Consider the following 15,900-nt stretch of genomic DNA (forward strand, 5'->3'; position numbering starts at 1 on the left):
GCTAGTCTCGCGGACGTGACCAACGAGGCGGGTGAGGCGGTGGCGCGCCGCGTGCTCGAGGTCCTCGCCGTCCGTGGGGAGACGCTCGCCACGGCCGAGTCGCTGACCGGCGGCATGCTGGCCTCCCGCCTGACCGACGTGCCGGGCGCCTCCCGCAGCTTCGTCGGCGGCGTGGTGTCGTACGCCACCCGGGTCAAGGAGTCGCTCCTCGGCGTGCCGCCCGAGGTGGTGGCGCAGCACGGCGTGGTGTCGGGGCAGTGCGCCGAGGCGATGGCCCGCGGCGTGCGTGACCGGCTCGACGCGACGTGGGGCGTGGCCACGACCGGCGTGGCCGGGCCCGACTCCCAGGAGGGGAAACCGGTCGGTACGGTGTGGGTCGCGGTCGCCGGACCCTCGCGTGTGGAGGCCCTCCGACTGGCGCTCGACGGCGACCGCAGCGCCATCCGCGAGGACACCTGGCGCGAGGCGCTGTCGCTCCTGGAGCGCCTCCTCGGCGAATCCGCGTCCGGTGATCGAGGCATCCCTGCCCGGGAAGAACCGGACCTCGGGTAGCGTTGGGCCTACGACTCCACTCGACCCAGAGCAAGGACTTCGCGCATGGTTCTCTTCCGACGACTGCTCGGTGAGGTGCTGCGAGGCGCCCGGATGCAGCGCGGGATGACCCTGCGAGAGCTCTCGGCCGACGCGCGCGTCAGCCTCGGCTACATCTCGGAGATCGAGCGCGGGCAGAAGGAGGCCTCGTCCGAGCTCCTGGCGTCGCTGTGCCAGGCGATGGACCTGCCGCTCTCCGACGTGCTCCGCGAGGTGGCCGACGCGGTCGCCCTCGAGGAGATCGCGCTCGGCGTGGTCACCAGCCCGGACATCACCCCGCGCCCCTCGGGCGACGTGGTCGCCTCCGCCGCCTGACCGCTCGCTCAGGGCGCCGGCTGGCAGCTCGGGCACCAGTACGCCGCCCGCTCGCGGCCCGGCTCGCCGACCATGTCGACGGCGATGGGCGTGCGACACCTTCGGCAGGGGGACGTGTCGCGGCGGTAGACCCACAGCCGCTCCCGCTCGCGCAGGTTGCCGGTCGTGGACTGGATCGCCCGCTCCTTGTTGACCGCCAGCATCTGGTGGGCCCGCCGGACCAGGCGCGGCAGCTGGGCCTCGGTCGTGGAGACCGGGGCCGTCGGGTGGATGCCGCTGGTGAAGCAGAGCTCGGCCATGTACATGTTGCCCACGCCCGCGAGGTTGCGCTGGTCGAGCAGCGCCTCGCCGATCGGGCGGTCGGGCTGGCTGCGCAACCGGGAGAGCGCCTCGTCCTCGTCCCAGTCGGGCCCCAACAGGTCGGGGCCGAGGTGGGCGGTGAGGGCAGCCTCCTCGTGCCGCGGCACCAGCTCGACGATTCCGAGCGAGAAGCCGACGGCGGATCGACCCTCGATGCCGAGGACGATGCGCGCCTGCTCGGCCGGGCGGCGCCACCGCTCACCGGTTGGGTAGATGTGCCAGGACCCCTCCATCTTGAGGTGGGTGTGCAGGGTCCAGTCGCGTTCGTGGTCGATCCGGGTGATCAGGTGCTTGCCGCGCGCGAACGTGTGGCGCACGGTGGCACCGCGGAGGTCGAGCGTGGCGTAGGCCGGGACCCGGAAGTCGGACACGATGAGCTGGTGCCCGCTCAGGGCGCGGTCGAGCTTGGCCGCGGCGCGGTAGACGGTGTCGCCCTCAGGCACGCAGCCTCAGCCCCTTCGGGGTTGCCACGAACCCGGCTGCGCTCAGGGCCTGCCGGATCGGGGTGTCGCCACCCCCGCCGATGAGCGCCTGCCCGTCGGCCTTCTCGACCGTGAGCCTCCCCAGCGCACCGCGGCGGGCAGCCTCGGCGAGCGCCTCCATGGCCGGGGTGAGCAGGTCGGCGTCCTCGCTCCAGGTCAGGAGGGTGCGCCCGCCGCGCTCGACGTAGACCGTCAGCGCCCCGTCGACCACCACGACCAGCGCACCGGCCTTGCGACCGGGCCGGTGTCCCGACGCCTCGCCGATCGCCTCCGGCCAGGGGAGCGCCGCGCCGAACGGGTTCGCCGGGTCGGTGGCGGCGAGCGCCACGACGGCCGGCTTGGCGCCCGCCTTGGTGCTCTCGGGCTCGGAGAAGGTGCGGAGCCGGTCGATGGCGCCGGCACTGCCGAACTGGGCGGCGCCGAGGCCTTCGATGAAGTAGCCGCGCCGGCACCGACCGGTGTCCTCGAAGGCGCTCAGCACCTTGTAGACACCCGCGAAACCGCCGGCGATCCGCTCGCTGACCACGGCTCCGCGGGTGACGACGCCGTGACGCTCGAGGAGGTGCTCGGCTCGCGCGTGGGCGCGGCGGGTCGGGTCGTCGTCGCGCTCGGGGAGCACGGCCCAGCGCCCGGCGGTCTCGGGCGGGCCGGTGCGCACGGGCATCCGGCCGCCGGTCGTGCGCCCCAGCCGGGGCGGCGTACGACGGGTGCGGTGCGAGGGCGTGCCGCTGCGGACGAGCGCCCGCAGCGGGGCGAGGGTGTCGTTCGTGACCAGGCCCCTCCAGACCAGCTCCCACAGTGCCGTGCTCAGCTCGGCGTCGCTGGTGGAGCCGACCCGGTCGGCGAGCTGCCGGAAGAACCACGCGCCGCCGGGGTCGAGCGCGTCGAGGACGGCGCGCTGGAGGCCGCTCGGCTCGTCGCCCTCGACCTCGGGCAGGGTGAGGTGGGCTTGGTCGGCGAGGTGCAGGCTGACCCAGCCGTCGCTGCCGGGCAGGGGTGCGTGACCGGTCCAGATGACCTCGCCGGACGCGGTGAGCTCGTCGAGCATCGAGGGCTCGTAGTCCCTGACCCTCGCGGCGAGCACCAAGGGCTCGAGGGCGCTGGCGGGCACCGGACACCCGGCGAGCTGGTCGATCGCGGAGACCACGCCGTCGAGGCCGCGGAGGTTGCCGCCGACCCGCTGCCAGGCTGGCAGGAAGCGGGCGACCGCCGCCTGGTCGACCGGCTCGATCTCCTGGCGCAGGCGGGCCAGCGAGCGCCGCCGCAGCTTGCGCAGCACCTCGGCGTCGCACCACTCGCTGCCCGAGCCCGACGGCCGGAACTCGCCGTCGAGCACGCGACCTCGGTGGGCCAGGCGCTGCAGGGTCTGGCGGGCGACCGCCTCGCCGAGCCCGAGCCGGGTGGCCACCTCGGCGGTGGTGAAGGGCCCGTGGCTGCGGGCGTAGCGGGAGACGAGGTCGCCGAGCGGGTCCTCGGGGAGCTCGAGGAAGGCATCGGGCGTGCCGACGGGGACGGGCACGCCGAGCCCGTCGCGCAGCCGGCCGACGTCCTCGATCGCGGTCCAGCGGTCCTCGCCGGCCATGCGCACCTCGACGACGCGGCGTACGTCGGCCAGCGAGACGAGCCAGCCCTCGACGTCGGCACCGTCCACGGCACGGGCGCGGATCTCCTCCACCGACAGCGGGCCGACGAGGCGCAGCAGGTCGGCGACCGCCTCGGCGTCGCGCGCCTGCCGGTCGGGGGCGAGCCACTGGAGCTCGGCCTCGACCTCGGCGAGCACCTCGGGGTCGAGCAGCTCGCGCAGCTCGGCGCGGCCGAGCAGCTCGGCGAGCAGCCCCTGGTCGAGCGAGAGCGCGGCGGCCCGGCGCTCGGCGATGGGGGAGTCGCCCTCGTAGACGAACTGGGCGACGTAGCCGAAGAGCAGGCTGCGGGCGAAGGGACTGGGCTGGGTCGTGGCGACGTCGACCACCGCGACCTCGCGGCGCTGGACGCGGCCGAGCAGGGCCACCAAGGCGGGGAGGTCGTACACGTCCTGGAGGCACTCGCGCACGGCTTCGAGCACGATGGGGAAGGACGGGTACTGACTGGCGACCTCGAGCAGCTGGGCGCTGCGCTGGCGCTGCTGCCACAGGGGGCTGCGCCGTCCGGGATCACGACGGGGGAGCAGGAGGGCGCGCGCGGCGCACTCGCGGAAGCGGCTGGCGAACAGGGCCGACCCGCCGACCTCCTGGGTGACGAGCTGCTCGATCTCCTCGGGCTCGAAGACGATCACCTCGCCCGTCGGCGGCTCGGCATCGGTGTCGGGGATCCGGATCACGATGCCGTCGTCGGAGGCCACGGCCTGCCCGTCGACGTCGAAGCGCTCGCGGAGCCGGGCGTTGATCGCGAGGGCCCACGGCGCGTGGACGGGGGTGCCGTAGGGCGAGTGGACGACCAGGCGCCAGTCGCCGAGCTCGTCGCGGAAGCGCTCGACCACGACCTGGGTGTCGCTCGGCACGACCTGGGTCGCCTCGCGCTGCTCGGTGAGGTAGGTGACGAGGTTGGTGGCGGCGTAGTCGTCGAGCCCGCGCTCCTTCACCCGGTCGACAGCCTTCTGCGTGGGCAGGGCGGCGAGGTCGCGGGTGAAGGCGCCGACTGCGGCACCGAGCTCGGCGGGGCGGCCGAGTGCATCGCCCTTCCAGAACGGCAGTCGGCCCGGGATGCCCGGCGCCGGCGTGACGAGGACCCGGTCGTGGGTGATGTCCTCGATCCGCCAGCTGGTCGCGCCGAGCGCGAAGATGTCGCCGACGCGGGACTCGTAGACCATCTCCTCGTCGAGCTCGCCCACCCGGCTGGCCTTCTCGCCGACGAGGAAGACGCCGAACAGGCCGCGGTCGGGGATCGTGCCGCCGCTGGTCACGGCGAGGCGCTGGGCGCCCGGCCGGCCGCTGAGCTGGCCGTTGACGCGGTCCCACACGATGCGCGGGCGGAGCTCGGCGAACTCGTCGCTGGGGTAGCGGCCGCTGAGCAGGTCGAGGGTCGCGTCGAAGGCGGCGCGGGGGAGCCCGGAGTACGACGCCGCACGCTGCACGAGGGCGAACAGCTCGTCGACCTGCCACTCCTCCAACGCCAGCGCCGCCACGACCTGCTGGGCCAGCACGTCGAGCGGGTTGGCCGGGACGGACATCTTCTCGATGGCGCCGGTGCGCATCCGCTCGACCGCGACAGCGGTCTGGGCGAGGTCGCCGCGGTGCTTGGGGAACAGCACGCCACGGCTGGTCTCGCCGACCTGGTGCCCCGCCCGACCGACGCGCTGCAGGGCGCTGGCCACGCTGGGCGGCGACTCGATCTGGATGACGAGGTCGACCGCGCCCATGTCGATGCCGAGCTCGAGGCTGCTGGTGGCGACCACGCAGGGGAGCCGGCCGCGCTTGAGATCGTCCTCGATGATGGCCCGCTGCTCCTTGGACACCGAGCCGTGGTGGGCCTTGGCGATGACGGTCTCGGCGCCGCTGCTCTGGCCGGACTGCGCCATCACCTGGGCGGGCGGCTTGCCGGGCGCGTCCGGTTCGGCGCCCGCGCGCTCGGTGGCGATCTCGTTGAGGCGGGCGGTCAGCCGCTCGGCCAGGCGGCGGGAGTTGGCGAAGACGATGGTGGAGCGGTGCTGCTCGACGAGGTCGACCACGTGCTCCTCGACGTGGGGCCAGATGCTGCTCGCACGGCCGGGGTCGCCCGACTCCTCGTCGTACTCCTCGGGCATGGTCATGTCCTCGACCGGCACCACGACCCGGAGGTCCCACTCCTTGGTGCTGGGCGGGGCGACGATCTCGACCGGCTGCGTGCCGCCGAGGAAGCGCGCGACCTCGTCGAGCGGTCGGACGGTCGCGCTGAGGCCGATGCGCTGGGCCGGCCTTTCGAGCAGCGCGTCGAGCCGCTCGAGGCTGAGGCCGAGGTGGGCGCCGCGCTTGGTGCCGGCGACCGCGTGCACCTCGTCGATGATGACCGTGTCGACCCCGCGCAGCGTCTCGCGTGCCTGGCTGGTCAGCATCAGGAAGAGCGACTCGGGCGTGGTGATCAGGATGTCGGGCGGCGTGGTGCCGAGCTTGCGGCGGTCGGCCGGGCTGGTGTCGCCGGAGCGCAGGCCGACGGTGACGTCGGGGACGGTGGCCTCGAGTCGCTCGGCGGTGTTGCGGATGCCGGTCAGCGGGGCACGGAGGTTGCGCTCGACGTCGACGCCGAGCGCCTTGAGCGGGGAGATGTAGAGGACGCGCGTGCGCCGCAGCTTGTCGTCGGGCCGCTCGCTGCTGAGCAGCCGGTCGATGGCGTGCAGGAAGGCGCTCAGCGTCTTGCCGCTGCCGGTCGGGGCGACCACGAGCGCGTGCCGGCCTGCGGCGATCGCCTCCCACGCGCCCTCCTGCGCCGGAGTCGGGCTGGCGAAGGATGCCTCGAACCATGCACGCGTGGGCGCGCTGAAGCGGTCGAGGGCGGTCATGCCCTGCAGTCTGTCACCGAGGTACGACAACCCGCTCCGCCTCTGAGGCTGGCGTGAGGCGCCTACCAGCCGAACGACCGGGTCGGATCGTCCCATCGGCCGATCGAGCACGACCGTGAAGCCGATCCGTCGGTGGTCGGGATCAGCGACCGTGGAGGCACCGGTCGAACGACCGCGACGAAAGGCACGAGATGAGAACCTCAGAGCGGGTGGTGGGCGCGACGGCGATCGCGTTGGCGGTGTCGGTGGTGGTGCAGAACGTGGTGGTGGTCTGGGTCGGAGCGCCCGGCTACGGCGACCCGATCGGCGACGTCCTCACGTTCCACGCGGAGCACCGGGGCGCGGTCGGCTTCGTGGTCGGACTGGAGGCGCTGAACCTGCCGCTGCTGTTGGCGTTCGTGACCGGTCTCCACGGGATCGTCGGTCGGCGCGGCGGTGCGGGCACCGACTGGTCACGCCTCGCGGTGGCCGCGGGAGCGACGCTCGCGGCGGTCCTCGCGCTCTACGCGGTCCTGTGGGACGGCGTCGTGCTCGCGGCCGGCGACCTCGTCGAGCCGAGCCCGTTGCTCGAGCTCGCGTGGCAGCTCCACGCCGCAGCATTCGCACTGGCGCTCCCGGCGCTCGGTACGACCTTCGTCGGTGCCGCACTGGGGACCCACGCGAGCGGGCTGACCCCGCCGTGGCAGCGTCTGCTCGCCCTCGGCGGGGGAGTCCTGCTCATCGCCGTCGGGACGGCCAACCTCGCGATCGCGGACGGCTCGTCGCTCCTGTTCGTCGGGATGCCCGGGTACGCCGCCTGGCTGGTGTGGCTGGTGGCCACCGGCGTACGGCTGGTGCGGGCACGACCGGCGGACCGTCCTGACGACGCGCCCCTCGCGGTCGCGGGACGGTGACGCGGACGAGTCGTGACCGAGGTCAGTGCGGTCGCTGTGACGTGTCTGGCGCGTCAGGAGGACCACACTGACGCCTGGCGCTCACGTGGTGCGGGGTCACCTGGGACGGAGTGGCTTCGAGGCTCGCCCCGCTCGCACCTCAACCACCAGGGAGAGGTGTTGCAGGGCCGCGGGCGCGGTGCGGCATCGAGAGGCATGGCGCGGGTGCTCTTCACCTCGTGCCCGGCGTCCCGGAGGACCAGAAGAAAGCCCTGAGCAGCTCAGTCCTCGATGACGTCCAGCCCCTTGGCCCGCATGTCCGCGAGCCCGTCGAGCATCGCCCGGAGGGCCTCCGGCGGATGGGCCTGCCACTCCTCGACCTCGTGCAGGATCCGGAGCGGGTGGCGGGTCCGGTAGGACTCGGTCGGGTTCCCGGGGAACCGCTTGTCGGTGACGTTGGGGTCGTCCTCGAACGGGCCGAGCGGCTCGACGGCGTACACGTGCCCGCGCGAGTCGGGGCCGGCGAGCGCCGCCGACAGCTGGGCACCCCACGCCGCAGTGCTCTCGAGCGTCGTGAAGTAGATGTGGTTCATCGTCCGCCCCTCCTGGAAGTTCGAGCCGAAGCCGGCGACCAGCTCGTCGCCCGGCTGCAGCTCGGCCTTCGTGCCGTGCAGGAAGGTGCCGGTCACGTGGTCGTGCTGTTCATAGGTGACCGCGACCCGGGCCTCCACGTCAGGACTCTCGCGGGTCGCCGAGCACGTCGCGCCAGGAATGCGCGGGAGCGAAGCCCACCAGCGAACGGGCCTTGTCGATCGCGTAGAACGTCTCGTCGCGCCCCATCTCCCGGCGCACCTCGACGCCGTCGTAGAACTGCTCGATGACCTCCGACGTGGTGGCGGCGACCGACATGTCGGCGTTGGCCACGTTGAAGACCTCGAAGCCGAGCCCGTCGGTCTCCAGGCACCGTTGCACCATCTGGCCCAGGTCGCGCACGTCGATGTAGGCGAAGATGTTGCGCCGCCGCAGCGCCGGGTTCTCGAGGAACGCGGGAAACAGCTCCGCGTACTCGTGCGGCTCGATGACGTTGTTGATGCGCAGCCCGTAGATGTCGGCGCCCGATCGCGCCTGCAGTGAGCGCGCGGTCACCTCGTTGGCGACCTTCGACGTCGCGTAGGAGTCCTCGGGGACCGTGGGGTGCTCCTCGTCCACCGGCACGTAGCGCGGCTTGCGCTCACCCTGGGCGAAGCAGACGCCGTAGGTCGTCTCCGACGAGGCGAAGACGACCTTGCGGATGCCGAGCCGGGTCGCCGCCTCGAGCACGTGGTAGGTGCTGAGCACGTTGGTGGCGTACGTCGCCGCGTCCGGCACGCGCAGGATCGCGGGCACCGCCGCGAAGTGCACCACCGCGTCGTACGACGGCTTCTCGGGCAGGTCGAGCTCGTCGAAGGTGGCGAGCCCGGCGAGCGCCGAGTAGACCTCGCCGGCATCGGTGAGGTCGACCCGGAGGTCGTGGACGTCGGGATGGTCGAGGGGCACGAGGTCGGCGTTGGTGACCTGGTGCCCCTGGGAGGCGAGGTAGGGCGCGACGTGCCGTCCGGCCTTGCCGCTGCCGCCAGTGAAGAAGATCCGCATGTGGGCCTTCCTACCGTGGCAGCGCAAGGCGGCGGCACCCCCAGCCGGTCACCTCACCAGGGCTGCACCCCGTTCTCGTCCGAGAAGGTGCCGGTCGGTCCGCCGTCGGGCAGCGTCGCGAGCTCGAGGAAGACCGCGGCGCCCTGCTCCGGCGTACGCGTGCCGCGGAAGCCGTTGAGGTCGGTCGCGACGTAGCCCGGGCAGCCGGCGTTGACGAGGATCCCGGCGCCGGCCAGCTCCTTGGCGTACTGGACGGTCAGCGCGTTGAGGTAGGTCTTGGTGGGGGAGTAGGCGCCCGAGATCGGGCCGATCGGCTCGTCCTGCGCGGTCTGCAGGCCGAGCGAGCCGACCGTGCTCGAGACGTTGACGATGCGCGGCGAGCTGCTGCGCCGGATCATCGGCAGCATCGCGTTGGTGACCCGGATGACGCCCAGGACGTTGACGTCGACCACGCCGAGGACCTGTTCGGCCGTCACCTGCGAAGGCTCCTGCGGCATCCCGCCGGTGATGCCGGCGTTGTTGACCAGGACGTCGAGCCCGCCGAGCTCCTCCAGCTGTGCTGCGGCCGCCGCGACGCTCGCGTCGGAGGTGACATCGAGCGCGACGCCGAACACGTCGTGCCCGTCGGCGAGCAGCTTCTCGACGGCCTGCTCACGTCGTACGTCGTCGCGCGCGCCGACTCCCACCCGGAAGCCGAGCCGCGACAGTCCCGCGGCGATCTCGTAGCCGATGCCCTTGTTGGCCCCGGTGACCAGTGCTGTCTTCTTGTTCGTGGTGTTCGTTGACATGCCTCGAGCGTGCCGTCGTCATGGCCGGTCGTTCCAAGACCGATCGGGTGCGGGCCGATACCGCGCAGGTATGGGCGCAGGTCAGCGGCGTACGCTCGAACTCGTGGAGACCCGCGAGCTGCGCTACTTCGTCGCCGTCGCCGAGGAGGAGCACGTCGGTCGGGCGGCCGAGCGGCTCGGGATGGCACAACCCCCGCTGTCGCGGGCCATCGCCCAGCTCGAGCGCCGCCTCGGCGCCGACCTCTTCGTGCGTACGCCGCGGGGCATGGCGCTCACGTCCGCGGGTCGGACCCTCCTGGACGAGGGCCGTGCGGCGCTGGCCGCGGTCGAGGCGGCCGAGCGGCGCACCCGGCGGGTGGCGGACGCGGGCGGTCGGGCACCGGTCGTGCTGACGGCCAAGGCGGGCGCCTCCAGCGAGATCATGGCCAAGCTCCTCGACGCCTATGCCGCCGAGCCCGACGCCGTCGACGTCGAGGTGGTGCTGAGCCCGCCGGGCCACCAGGCCGTGATGCTGCGCGACGGGCGCGCCGACGTGGCGATCCTGCACCGCCCCTTCGACGACCTGAGCGGCTTCGACGTCGACGAGCTCGCGTCCGAGTCGCAGGTGCTGATCCTGCCCTCGGGACACCCGGCCAGCAGCCGGGAGTCGATGACCGTCGAGGAGGCGGGCTCGATCCCGGACCTCCCGCTCCCGCGCTGGCCCGAGCTGGACGGCACCTATCGCGACGGCCCCGGCCCCGAGCTCAGGGACCTGACACAGGTGCTCCAGCTGGTGCGCCTCGGACGGACGGCGGTCGTGCTGCCCGAGTCGGCACGCGCCAACCTGCGCGACGGCCTCGCCGTCGTCGCGCTGAGCGACGCGGCTCGCGTCACGACCGTGATCGCGTGGCCACCGCACAGCACGTCGGTCGGCGTGGCCGGGCTGGTGCGCACCGCGTCACGGCTCTGACTCGTCACGCGGAGCCGGTCTCGTTCAGCCGATCGGCGATCGGCTGGAGGCAGGCGACCAGCTCGGCGAGGTCGTCGGCGTCGAGGGCGGCGTACGGCGGCTCGGCGAGTGCGTCGGTCAGTGCCTCGATCCGGTCCTTGGCCGCGCGCCCGGCCTCGGTGAACCGGCTGTCCTCGTCGACGAGCCCGCGCTCACGCAGGCGCGCCATCACCCCGGCGAGGTACGACGCCGGCAGGTGGTGGATGCGCCCGAAGGTCTCCGGCGGGTGGATCCCCGCGTCGATCGCCAGGAGCACGTGCGCCTCGGTGCGGTCGACCTGCTCGGCCACGAGGGCGACGACATGCCCGTCGCCCCGGTGCTCGCGCAGCATGTTGGCGGCGTGCCACAGCCGGGCGACCGGCTCGTCGGGCACGGGGAGCGCGCGGAGGGCGGCGTACATCACCCGGCCCTCGACGGGCGCCGCGGTCGCGGCCTGCGTGAGGAGGTCGGCGGCCCGCTGGAGCCCGGGGGAGTCGACGAGGTCGCCGAGGATGCGGCGGAGCGCGGCCACGCAGCCCGCCTGCCGTGCGGCGTGCGCGGCCTCGGGCGTGGTCGTCGCCCAGACCTTCGGGATGTGCCGGGCGACCTCGCCGGGCGCGAAGTTGTAGAAAGCGGCGTCGACCACCTCGGCGGGCACGCGGCCCAGGGGAGCCGACCGGCCGGCGAAGTAGCCGTCCCAGTAGCCGGAGAAGCCGAGCGCGGCCATGGACTCGTTGGGCTCGTCGGAGAAGAAGTTCACCAGGCAGATCGGCTCGGTGAGGTCGAACATCCGGCGGGCCGTGGCGTGAGGTGTCGTCATACCTGTCCTACGAACGAGCGGTCCCCGACACGACAGGTCGTCACCAGGACCTGACCCAGGTGGCCGCGCCCTCGTCGAGGGCCAGCGTGCCGTCGGTCTCCGCGGCCGCCTCGGGGTCGTGGGTGGCCAGTACGACGGCGGCGCCGCGGGCGGCCTCCTCCCGCAGCGCGGCGAGCATCAGCTCGCGGTTGGCGGCGTCGAGGTCGCTGGTCGACTCGTCGGCGAGCAGCACCGCCGGACGCAGTGCGAAGGCGCGAGCGAGGGCGACCCGCTGCTGCTGGCCGCCGGACAGCTGGTCCACCAGGTGGCGGCCGAACTCCGCCAGGCCGACCCGCGTCAGTGACTCGCCGACCCGGTGCGAGGCCTCGCGCGCGGGCACGCCGAGCGCGAGCAGTGGGACGAGGACACTCTCCTCCGCCGAGAGGGTGGGGTTCAGGCCGTTGTCCTGCGGCACCAGTACGACGCCGGCCCGCGCGGCCTGCTCGCGGTCCCCGAGCACGACACCACCGACCGTGACCGACCCGGTCGCGCCCGGCACCGCGCGGGCGAGCGCCCACAGCAACGAGGACTTCCCGGCGCCCGAGGGACCGGTCACCGCCAGCATCCGTCCGCCGGGCACCGTGACGTCGATCGGGTGCACGGCGACGGTGGTGCCGTAGGTGACGCCCAGCCCGGTTGCCTGCAGGTCGCTCATGGTTCCTCCGCCCGGAGCTCGAAGTGGTCGTCGACCTCGTGGAGCCGGACCAGCGTGCCGGGCGGCAGCCGGTCGCGGGCGTGGCCGGGCAGAGGGAGGAAGCCGTCGGCGGTGACGACGGCGTACTCCTCGCCGCTGCGGCCCTCGCCACCGATCCGGCCGTCGCGGATGGTGACGGTGCGGGGGAGCACCCGTGCCACGTCGGGGTCGTGGGTGACCAGCACGACCGTCGTGCCGTACGACGTGTTGACGTGCGCGAGCGCGGCCAGGACCCGGTCGCGGGCGGCGTGGTCGAGCTGGCTGGTGGGCTCGTCGCAGAGCAGCAGCCCGGGCCGCGTCGAGATCGCCACGGCGACCGCGGCGAGCTGGAGCCCGCCCGGCGTCAGCTCGTCGAGCGGGCGGTCGGCGTCGTCGGCGAGCCCGACGTCGTCGAGCACCTCGAGCGGGTCGGCCAGGTCGGCGCCCGCCCGGCGGGCGGGGTGCTGGGCGAACCGGACGTTGTCGGCCGCGGTCGTGTTGGGGAGCAGGTTGCGGGCGGCGCCCTGGAGCATCAGCCCGACCTCCCGGGCACGCAGCCGGTCGAGGTCGCGCGGCTGGGCCGCGGACACCTCGGTGTCGCCGACGAAGACCTTGCCGGCGCTCGGTCGCAGCACCCCGGCGAGCAGGCTCATCAGCGTCGACTTGCCGGAGCCGGAAGGTCCGAGCAGGCCGACCATCTCGCAGGCGGTGACGTCGAGGTCGATGCCGGAGAGCGCGGCGACGTCGTGGCCCTCGGCGTGGTAGATGTGCACGAGCCCGCGGGTGCGGATCGGGAGTCCGGGCATCAGGCGCCCTCCTTCACGCGGTCGAGGTGCGCGCGCCGGGACACGGCCCACCCGGCCGCCGCAGCCACGGCGGGCAGCACCACGGCACACGCGGCGGCTGCCCACAGCACGGCCGGCCACGCGGTCGCGGTGTCGAGCACAGGCACCCCCGGTGGAGCCGGCAGGAACGACACGTCCGGCATCGCCAGTGCAGCGCCGGCCGTGCCCGCGACGACCCCGGCGATGACCCCGATCAGCAGGGCCGGCAGCTGGGCCAGCACGGCCAGCCGCGACGTCGTACGGCGTCGGGCGCCGTTGAGCCGCAGGATGGCCAGGTTGCGGGCGCTCGCGCGCCACCCCGTGGCCGCCAGCACCAGCAGGACGAGCAGTGAGACGAGGATGACCGCCGGGCCGACGACCGCGCCGAGGGCCAGGCTCCACGTCGCCACCGTGTCGGCGTACGACTGCCGCACCGTCGACGCGCGGCGTACGTCGGTCACCGCGACGCCGTGCTCGCGCAGCGCGGCCTCGACCGCCGTCTCGAGGTCAGGGTCGTCGACCAGCCAGACCTGCAACGACGAGTCGACGGTGATCTCGGCGCCGCGGGAGACCGCGTCGAGGCCGACCAGCGCCGAGCGGCGCGGCAGCGACGGGACCAGCGCGACCTCGCCGACGGGTGCGGCGGCCCGGTCGCTGCCGTCGAGGCCGGCCACCACGAGGCCCTCGGGGTCGCGACCGTCGTCGGGCAGCACCGCCGGCAGGGTCGCGGGCACCCAGGCCGGGCTGATCGGGGCAGGGTAGAAGCCACGGATGCCGAGGGACAGCCGCAGCGCGCCCGACGACGTGCTCTGAGGAGTGAGCACCATGTGCGCGTCCTCGGTGGTGTTCCAGTCCTCGGCAGCCGCCGGGAAGGTGACCGGGCGCCCGTCGACGCGCAGGTCGCTGAGCTCGACTGCGCCGACGACCTGGACCCCCTGCGCAGCCGAGAGCTCGACGGCCGACAGCAGGCACCCGCCCACGCACGGGGCCTGCCGGACCGTGAGGGTGGTGCGCTCGCCCGCCGGCGGGACGACACCCAGGAAGATCGTGTGGGGGACGCCGGTGGCGGTGGTGACGACCAGGCGGAGCCGCAGCTCGGAGTCGCTGCCGAGCACGTCCTGCGCGGTCAGCACGTCGCCCGACTGCACGTCGAGGGAGATGCGCGATCCCGTCAGCGTCACCGGCTCGGCAGCCGGGGGAGCGAGGGCCTGCCACTCGGCGTCGCTCGGTGCGCCGCGCGGGAAGTAGGCCACCCGGCGGAAGCCGTCGGGCTCCACGGCCAGCGTCGTACCTGACGCCACGACGACGGGCGTCGCGCGGTGCCCACTCGGGTCGGCGTCGACCAGCGCGGCACGTACGCCGTCGAGGTCGCTGCCTTCCACGTGCAGGACGACGGGCGCCCCGGCGTCGTGCTCGCTGGCGTTGGCGCGGTTGCGGGCGCCGACGGCCAGGGCGTCGAGGGAGAACACGGCCAGTGCACAGGCCACGGTGATGACCGCGATGACCGCGCGGGTGTCGCGGCGGCGACCGGTCTCGAGCAGGCTGAGCCCCGCGAGGAGGTGGCCGCGCCCCAGCAGCCGGCGCCCGGCTGCGCTGGCCAGCGGAGCGGCCACGTGCCCGACGACGAGGCCCACGAAGAGCGCCAGCAGGGCTGGTCCCGCCAGCGCGAACGACCCGCTGAGCCCACCGGCGACGAAGGCCACGGCTCCCGTCCCGGCGACGGCGACGAGGACGGCGTCGGGCGCGCCGAGCGACCAGCGGCGTGAGGCGACCGAGCCGCTGCGGACCAGGTCGTCGAGCGGCTCGCGGGCGACGCGCACGGCGGCCGCGAGTGCTGTCAGCACGATGGCGAGGACCGCGAGGGCCACGGCGGTGACGAACCCGGGGCCTGCCTCGAAGGGCGCCGAGCCCGGCAGCAGCGACCTGGCCACGGCGCCGCCGGCGAGTGCCAGGGCGATGCCGGGCACCACGCCGACGAGCAGCACCGGCAGCAGCTCGACCAGCAGCAGCGCGGCCGCGCCGGCCGGACCGCGACCGCGGAGCCGGGCGACGGCGACCTCCCCGCGGCGCTGGCGCGTCGCGGCGGTGAGCACGAGCCAGAGGACGAAGAGGGTGAGCACGGCCATCGGCGCCAGCAGCAGGGGCACTGTGCGGTGGGCCTGCTGCGCCTGCGCGCGCACCTCGGCGGCGAGGTCGCCGAGGTCGGTGCGGACGTGCAGGTCCTGGCCGTCGCCGCGCAGGTCGCGAGCGAGCTGGCGTACGCCGTCGCCGAGGGCCAGCACGTCGTCGACGCCGGTCTCCGGTGTGGGCACCACGGCGGAGACCTGCGAGGTCTCCCCGGGCAGGACCGGGCTCCCGGCGAAGGTCTTCTCCGTCGTCAGCCAGGCGTCGTGGGCGGCCGACGGGTCGGTGCCGCCCGTGACCAGCGCGTGCTCGACGAGCGTGAGGCCCTGCCACCACTCCTCGTCGGCGGGGGCGTAGGTGCCGACGACCTCGAGCCGGACCTGCGGTCCGTCGCCCTCCGAGCCCACTTTCGTGGTCGAGCCGGTGGCGAGGCCGAAGAGGTCCGCGTCCGCCTCGCTCACCAGGATCTCGCCGGGCCCGGCCGGGCAGGCCCCGTCGAGGACGCGGACGTGGTCGCAGCCCCCGTCGCGCCAGACCAGCTGCCCGGTCGGGGGTACGTCGCCCGCGACCGGTGTGACGACCGCCGTCCGGCCCAGCACGGGCGGGTCGAGCACGGCGGAGATGTCGGCGGGGACCATCCCCTGCAGCTCGCGGGGGTCGCGTGCCTCGGTCGCGCCGCCGGCGAAGTTGAGGGCGGCGGACTCGACGATGACGGTCGTGCCGTCGGTTCCGGCCCGGGCCAGCAGGGTGTCGACCAGCGCCTGCTGCATCGCGCGGTCGTAGACCGGCGCGAAGGCAGTGCACGCGGTGATGAGGGTGGCGACGGCGAGCAGGGCGAGGGTCTGCCCGAGCCGGTGCCCCGACGCCGAGCGCCAGGCGAACCGGAGCGACGACCAGCGCGCGCTGCGCGGCGATCGCGAGCCCCTCATGGCCACTTCCTGT

The 15,900-nt window shown here is 74.0% G+C and carries 13 protein-coding genes; 4 read left to right on the plus strand and 9 right to left on the minus strand.

The window, feature by feature from the left end; all coding sequences use genetic code 11:
* Positions 1-15 precede the first annotated feature (15 nt).
* Positions 16-552 carry a CinA family protein gene (locus tag J2X46_RS20925; protein ID WP_310254005.1) on the plus strand — a complete coding sequence of 179 codons (537 nt, stop codon included), beginning with the start codon at positions 16-18 and terminating at the stop codon, positions 550-552.
* Positions 553-597: 45 nt separating this feature from the next.
* On the plus strand, positions 598-906 hold the full coding sequence (locus J2X46_RS20930; RefSeq protein WP_310254007.1) for a helix-turn-helix transcriptional regulator: 309 nt from the start codon (positions 598-600) through the stop codon (positions 904-906).
* Between the two features lie 8 nt (positions 907-914).
* Here J2X46_RS20930 and J2X46_RS20935 read toward each other — a convergent pair whose 3' ends face one another.
* Both J2X46_RS20935 and J2X46_RS20940 read right to left on the minus strand, forming a co-directional pair.
* Positions 915-1,709, minus strand: coding sequence for a DNA-formamidopyrimidine glycosylase family protein (locus tag J2X46_RS20935; RefSeq protein ID WP_310254009.1), 795 nt, complete (start codon positions 1,707-1,709; stop codon positions 915-917).
* Positions 1,702-6,219, minus strand: a complete 4,518-nt coding sequence (locus J2X46_RS20940) for an ATP-dependent helicase (RefSeq protein ID WP_310254011.1) — start codon at positions 6,217-6,219, stop codon at positions 1,702-1,704. Before J2X46_RS20940 ends, J2X46_RS20935 begins: the two co-directional genes overlap by 8 nt.
* A gap of 191 nt (positions 6,220-6,410) precedes the next feature.
* Between J2X46_RS20940 and J2X46_RS20945 the strand changes: the two genes are divergently transcribed.
* Positions 6,411-7,112: a hypothetical protein gene (locus tag J2X46_RS20945; protein WP_310254013.1), complete on the plus strand. Its 702-nt coding sequence runs from the start codon at positions 6,411-6,413 to the stop codon at positions 7,110-7,112.
* A gap of 260 nt (positions 7,113-7,372) precedes the next feature.
* On the opposite strand, the gene arr is transcribed toward J2X46_RS20945, so the two are convergent.
* The 3 genes from arr to J2X46_RS20960 are packed head-to-tail and all read right to left on the minus strand — an operon-like array spanning position 7,373 to position 9,511.
* Positions 7,373-7,822 (minus strand): NAD(+)--rifampin ADP-ribosyltransferase, encoded by a 450-nt coding sequence (gene arr, locus J2X46_RS20950; protein WP_310254015.1) that lies wholly within the window; start codon positions 7,820-7,822, stop codon positions 7,373-7,375.
* Between the two features lies 1 nt (position 7,823).
* Positions 7,824-8,723 carry an NAD(P)-dependent oxidoreductase gene (locus J2X46_RS20955; protein WP_310254017.1) on the minus strand — a complete coding sequence of 300 codons (900 nt, stop codon included), beginning with the start codon at positions 8,721-8,723 and terminating at the stop codon, positions 7,824-7,826.
* Positions 8,724-8,776: 53 nt separating this feature from the next.
* Positions 8,777-9,511, minus strand: a complete 735-nt coding sequence (locus J2X46_RS20960; RefSeq protein ID WP_310254019.1) for an SDR family oxidoreductase — start codon at positions 9,509-9,511, stop codon at positions 8,777-8,779.
* 103 nt (positions 9,512-9,614) lie between these two features.
* Here J2X46_RS20960 and J2X46_RS20965 point away from each other — a divergent pair, with 103 nt between their 5' ends.
* A complete protein-coding gene (locus J2X46_RS20965; protein ID WP_310254020.1) occupies positions 9,615-10,460 on the plus strand; it encodes a LysR family transcriptional regulator in 846 nt (281 codons plus the stop codon).
* 4 nt (positions 10,461-10,464) lie between these two features.
* On the opposite strand, the gene J2X46_RS20970 is transcribed toward J2X46_RS20965, so the two are convergent.
* From J2X46_RS20970 to J2X46_RS20985, 4 genes are read right to left on the minus strand one after another with little or no spacing between them, the layout of a single operon-like run.
* Positions 10,465-11,298 carry an SCO6745 family protein gene (locus tag J2X46_RS20970; RefSeq protein ID WP_310254022.1) on the minus strand — a complete coding sequence of 278 codons (834 nt, stop codon included), beginning with the start codon at positions 11,296-11,298 and terminating at the stop codon, positions 10,465-10,467.
* Between the two features lie 40 nt (positions 11,299-11,338).
* Positions 11,339-11,992: an ATP-binding cassette domain-containing protein gene (locus tag J2X46_RS20975; RefSeq protein ID WP_310254024.1), complete on the minus strand. Its 654-nt coding sequence runs from the start codon at positions 11,990-11,992 to the stop codon at positions 11,339-11,341.
* Positions 11,989-12,816, minus strand: coding sequence for an ATP-binding cassette domain-containing protein (locus tag J2X46_RS20980; RefSeq protein WP_310254026.1), 828 nt, complete (start codon positions 12,814-12,816; stop codon positions 11,989-11,991). Before J2X46_RS20980 ends, J2X46_RS20975 begins: the two co-directional genes overlap by 4 nt.
* Entirely contained in the window at positions 12,816-15,887 is a 3,072-nt protein-coding gene (locus J2X46_RS20985; protein WP_310254028.1) for an FtsX-like permease family protein, read from the minus strand. Before J2X46_RS20985 ends, J2X46_RS20980 begins: the two co-directional genes overlap by 1 nt.
* Positions 15,888-15,900: the final 13 nt, after the last annotated feature.

The sequence above is a fragment of the Nocardioides sp. BE266 genome (genome assembly GCF_031457855.1).
Classification (GTDB): domain Bacteria; phylum Actinomycetota; class Actinomycetes; order Propionibacteriales; family Nocardioidaceae; genus Nocardioides.